Origin of the sequence: Pseudomonas sp. CM25, assembly GCF_013179705.1 — a bacterium.
Classification (GTDB): domain Bacteria; phylum Pseudomonadota; class Gammaproteobacteria; order Pseudomonadales; family Pseudomonadaceae; genus Aquipseudomonas.
This window is the reverse complement of the sequence record NZ_JABMCW010000369.1, coordinates 1-5011: the sequence shown is the minus strand read 5'-3', so window position 1 is coordinate 5011 and position 5011 is coordinate 1. Positions and strand designations below refer to the sequence as shown.

The following is a 5011-nucleotide window of genomic DNA, read 5'->3' as shown; positions in this document are numbered from 1 at the left end:
CCTCTGCGGTCGTTCGCGGGCAGGTGTGTCGTGGTTGATATACAAACACACCTTTACTTGTATGTACAAGCATGGACAACCAAAATAATCGGACCGGCCCGCTGAATGGTTCGCAAAACAAGGGGCCGCTGCGCGAACCCAATCGCGGCACGCCAGCTCCCACCCGTACGCATTAGCCTTGAAAGCAGCGGCGTACCTGTGGGAGCTGGCTTGCCGGCGATTGGGCTGCGCAGCAGCCCCTTACTGGCTAACCAGATGTCAGCGCGGCATCAGTTCGATCAGGCAGCACCGTCCCTGCACATTCAGCCCCAACAACCCGTCGTTGCTCTCCAGCCGCAGGCAGTCATACAAACCCAACTGCTGCACATCTCCCCCCGCCATAGCCACCTCGACCAGGCCACTGGCTGCAAACAACAGCACCGTCGAAGCCGAGCTATACACCCGGCTGGTACCATCCAGCCACTGCAACCGCGCCGTGTAACGCTGCGGCGCATAGATCAGGTTGAAATCGCGAATCGCCCCACCCAGCAGCTTGCAACTCACCTGGCTTTCACCACCGAAGGCCAAAGCATCGAACGGCAGCAATGGCCGGCTGGCCTCGCCGTCGACCTGCAGGCGCATGCCATCCCCTTGCAACACGGTGATGATCCGCTGATAACCGGCAAACGTGGAGAAGCCGCCCGATTCCTCGATATCGGCAATCGACAGGCGCCAGCCAAAGCCGTCCAGGCCTTCGCCACTGTCGCGGGTGATTTCCTCGGTGAAACCACCACCGTTCTTCCACGGCATGCGCGGGTAATCCTGCGCACGCAACAACTGCAACTGGCTCATTTGCTGAAACGTCCTTCGAGGCGATGACGGGAACCGGGGTGGATCAGCCGGGCAGCCGTCACCGGCTGGCGGCCGGACCAGGTACGCCGGCGAATCAACAGGCAAGGCTCGCCCCGCTCGATCTGCAGCAGGCGGCACTCTTCCGGCTCGGCCAGGATCGCCTCCACCACGTGCTCGCCCTCGGTCAGCGGCGCTACCTGGGACAGATAGGCGTAAGGGGTCTGCCGGGTGAAGTCCTGCTTGAGGTACTCGGGGGCGATGGCCGCGTTGACGTAGCGGTCTTCGATCTGCACCGGCACACCGTTCTCGAAATGCACGATCAACGAGTGGAATACCCGCTGGCCTTCGCGCATGTCCAGCGCCAGGGCCCGCTCGGAGCCGGCCGCTTCCTCGGCAAGGGTGATCACCTGGCAGCTATGCTGATGGCCTCGCGCGGCAATTTCGTCGGCGATGTTGTTGACCTCGAACAGCGCCGAACGGCCCTTGGGCTCGGCCACGAAGGTGCCCACCCCCTGCATGCGCACCAGCAGGCCGTCGGCGGTGAGTTCGCGCAGGGCACGGTTGATGGTCATGCGGCTGAAGCCCAGCTGGTTGACCAGTTCGCTCTCCGAAGGTACCCGGTGATGCGGTGGCCAGCTGCCGTTGTCGATCTGCTGGATGATCATCTGTTTGACCCGGGCGTAGAGCGGCGCCGGGCCCTCGCCCATCTGGGCAACCAGCGCGGAGACAGGAGGTGTCGGCACGGCGTTGGATCCTTGTGCAAATGGAATGAGCGGTAGCTTGCCGCAGTTTACCCGGCAGGCAAACGCCTGTATATGTATATACAAGTTAACAATAACAGGATTTCACCGATGTCCGCCTACTTCGCCGAACGCGCCCTGCTGCCTACGGGCTGGGCCAGCCATGTCCGCATCGAGGTCGCCAGCGATGGCAATGTAGCCAGCATCCAGCCAGGGGCTTCGGCTGAAGGCGCCGAACGCCTGGGCGGCCCGTTGCTGCCGGGCATGCCCAATCTGCATTCGCATGCGTTCCAGCGCGCCATGGCGGGCCTGGCGGAAGTTGCCGGCAACCCCAACGACAGTTTCTGGACCTGGCGCGACCTGATGTACCGCCTGGTCGGGCAGATAAGCCCGCAGCAACTGCAGGTCATCGCTCGCCAGTTGTATATCGAGATGCTCAAGGCCGGTTACACCTCGGTGGCCGAATTCCACTACGTTCACCATGACCAGGCCGGCAAGCCTTACGCCGACCCTGCCGAACTCTCGCTCAGGATCAGCGCGGCTGCAGCCGACAGCGGCATCGGCCTGACCCTGCTGCCGGTGTTGTACAGCCATGCCGGTTTTGGCGGGCAGGCACCGAACGACGGGCAGCGGCGCTTCATCAACGCGACCGACCAGTACTTGCAACTGCAGGCACAACTCGGCCCGCTGCTGGCCGCGCAGCCGGCGCAACAGCTGGGCCTGTGCTTCCATTCGCTACGGGCGGTGACCCCTGCGCAGATCGCCGAGGTGCTGGCCGCCAGCGACAAGCAATGCCCGGTGCATATCCATATCGCCGAGCAGCAGAAAGAAGTCGACGACTGCCTGGCCTGGAGCGGACTGCGCCCGTTGCAGTGGCTGTACGAGCATGTGGACGTAGACCCCCGCTGGTGCCTGGTGCATGCCACCCATGCCCAGCCGGATGAGGTCACCGCGATGGCCCGCAGCGGTGCAGTGGCCGGCCTGTGCCTGACCACCGAAGCCAACCTGGGTGACGGGATATTCCCGGCAGTGGACTTCCTGGCCCAGGGTGGGCGTATGGGTATTGGCTCGGACAGCCATGTGTCGCTGAGCGTGGTCGAGGAGCTGCGCTGGCTGGAATATGGCCAGCGGCTGCGCGACCAGCGGCGCAACCGGCTGTATCGCGGCGACCAGCCGATGGTCGGGCGCACGCTGTATGACGCCGCACTGGCAGGCGGTGCGCAGGCACTGGGGCAGGCGATTGGCGAGCTGGCAGTGGGCAAGCGTGCCGACTGGCTGGTGCTTGATGGGCAGGACCCTTACATCGCCCTGGCAGATGGCGATGCCATTCTCAACCGCTGGCTGTTTGCCGGTGGCGATCGCCAGGTGCGCGATGTGATGGTGAACGGGAAGTGGGTGGTGCGCCAGGGGCGGCATGCGCAGGAAGAGCACAGCGCGCGGGCGTTTGCCGAGGTGTTGCGGCAGCTTTTGGGTTAGGTTTTCTGGGGCTGCTTTGCAGCCCCAGAAAATCAGTGCATTTTTACGATTTGCTGATCGGACGCGCGCCAGATCAGTCGACTGGTGTCATAGCCTTGCTGCCGCGCCTTGGACAACAGGCTCTCGCGCTCCCAAGCCGCCAGCGACGGCGTCCGCGACAAGATCCACAGGTACTTGCGGTCCGGGCTGCCAACGATGGCGGTACGGTAGCGGTCGTCTACATACAGGATCCAGTACTCGCCCCTGGCCACCCCTGGCACCAGCTTGGTGAACCAGTTGTCGAACTCTACCCACAGCTTGTCGGTATGCCCCGGCTCCTGAATGCTGGCATGGCCTTCGGCGCGCAGCCACTCATCACCCATGGTGCGGCAGCGGTTCAGCACACCATAGGAACCGTCGGGCTTGAGGTTGTAGTGCGCCTCGGACTGCTCGCAGTCGGCCTGGTAGCGCATGGGCAGGCGCGCCAGCTCGTACCATTTGCCCTGGTAGCGCTTGAGGTCGACATTGCCGGCGGTTTTCGGCGCCAGCGGGTCGTGCACCGAGCCTGCACAACCGCCCAGCAGCAACGCCAGGCATACCCCCATCAGCAGGTACAAAGGCCTCATTTGAGGCCCTGCCCTGAATACATCAGCACCTTGTCAGCCGCGTACTGCACGCTGATGAAGCTCTTCTCGTCCCCCCAGGTGCAGCTGCTCATACCCAACGCGCCCGAACACTCGGTCGGCGTGCCGAGCAGCTGCTCGACCTCGGCCTTGTTCATACCGGCCTTGATCCTGGAATAGTTTTCCTGGTTGATCTTGCTGCAGGCAGTCAGGACGACGCACAGCGACAACAGGGCGAGGGAACGCAACGACATGAAGGACACTCCTGAAGAAGGGTAACAGGCGAGTGGCCTGCAGTGACCTTCGACGGGAAAATCCCTCCCGGGTTCCCTGACCTACCCTCTTTGCCTCTGCACCATTTGTCGGATGGCCACTACGGCATGACTAATCACAAAGGATTAGCCATGCCAATAAAAATCTATGGTCACCCCATTTTTTTGCAATACTGATTAACGGATGAAATGGATGGCTTGCTTAAATCTATCCGGCGTCAAATTGGGGCAAGCCCCGCGCCACGATGAGAGCCGCGCCTGACGATCCTTAAAAGCCGCTCGGCTTCGAAAGCCGATTTTTATGTCAGGATCCTCGCCAGGCCGGTAGGCCGTTTATTTCATCTATTGCTCAGTCGCAAAACCTGAAAGGTGAATCGTGATACAGCAACAACCACAGGGTCAGGCGTTCAAGGCGCCTGGCCCTGTTTCGTATTGGGTGTGATGAGCAGAAATCGCCCAAGCTATGCGGGCGAATTTATTGGCCAGCGCACAGGCGACCACGTTTGAGTGTCGTCGCGTCATAAGCGCTCGCACCCAGTCCGCCAGAGCCCCCTTCTGCCGCGCCAGGTTCTGCATGTAGACCCTGGCGCATTGCACCAAAAGGCGTCGCAGATTCTTGTCGCCTCGCTTGCTGATCCCTAGCAAGTTAGCTTTGCCGCCAGTGCTGTACTGCCTGGGCACCAAGCCTAGAGAAGCGGCAAAATCGCGACTGCAGCCGTATTGCTGGCCATCGCCCATTTCCACAGCCAGCAGGCTGGCGGTGATCGGCCCGACACAGGGCATGCTCAACAAACGACGCCCTAGATCATCGTCGGCCAGCTGGCCAATCAACTCTTTATCCAGCGCCTTGATCTGCTCGTCCAGATAGACGAAATGGTCGTGCAGACGTTGCAGCAGCACTGTCAGCCGAACAGGCAGCTCGTGCTCCGCTAGAACAGCAGACAAACGTTTCATGACTGCCAGGCCCTGAGGCAAGCCGATGCCAAACTCAAGCAAGAACCCGTGCATCTGATTGACGGACTTGGTGCGATCGCGGATCAGCGACTCGCGTAGGCGATGCAACACAGAAAGAGTCTGCTGGGCTTCGGAC

The 5011-nt window shown here is 61.8% G+C and carries 6 protein-coding genes; 1 reads left to right on the top strand and 5 read right to left on the bottom strand.

What is annotated here, in order from left to right; all coding sequences use genetic code 11:
- Window positions 1–258: 258 nt before the first annotated feature.
- Together HP546_RS25745 and hutC are read right to left on the bottom strand one after the other, a co-directional pair.
- Window positions 259–831, bottom strand: coding sequence for a HutD family protein (locus HP546_RS25745; RefSeq protein ID WP_172231299.1), 573 nt, complete (start codon window positions 829–831; stop codon window positions 259–261).
- Window positions 828–1538 (bottom strand): histidine utilization repressor, encoded by a 711-nt coding sequence (gene hutC, locus HP546_RS25740; protein WP_172231302.1) that lies wholly within the window; start codon window positions 1536–1538, stop codon window positions 828–830. The genes HP546_RS25745 and hutC overlap by 4 nt, the downstream gene beginning before the upstream one ends.
- A gap of 144 nt (window positions 1539–1682) precedes the next feature.
- On the opposite strand from hutC, the gene HP546_RS25735 reads away from it, so the two are divergent.
- A complete protein-coding gene (locus HP546_RS25735) occupies window positions 1683–3047 on the top strand; it encodes a formimidoylglutamate deiminase (RefSeq protein WP_172231296.1) in 1365 nt (454 codons plus the stop codon).
- Window positions 3048–3079: 32 nt separating this feature from the next.
- On the opposite strand, the gene HP546_RS25730 is transcribed toward HP546_RS25735, so the two are convergent.
- From HP546_RS25730 to HP546_RS25720, 3 genes are all read right to left on the bottom strand, one after another.
- On the bottom strand, window positions 3080–3652 hold the full coding sequence (locus HP546_RS25730; protein WP_172231293.1) for a lipocalin family protein: 573 nt from the start codon (window positions 3650–3652) through the stop codon (window positions 3080–3082).
- Complete coding sequence (gene bamE / locus HP546_RS25725) at window positions 3649–3903, bottom strand: outer membrane protein assembly factor BamE (protein ID WP_043200628.1); 255 nt, start codon at window positions 3901–3903, stop codon at window positions 3649–3651. Before bamE ends, HP546_RS25730 begins: the two co-directional genes overlap by 4 nt.
- A gap of 417 nt (window positions 3904–4320) precedes the next feature.
- A partial coding sequence (locus HP546_RS25720; RefSeq protein WP_172231290.1) for an IS110 family transposase occupies window positions 4321–5011 on the bottom strand: 691 nt, incomplete at its 5' end.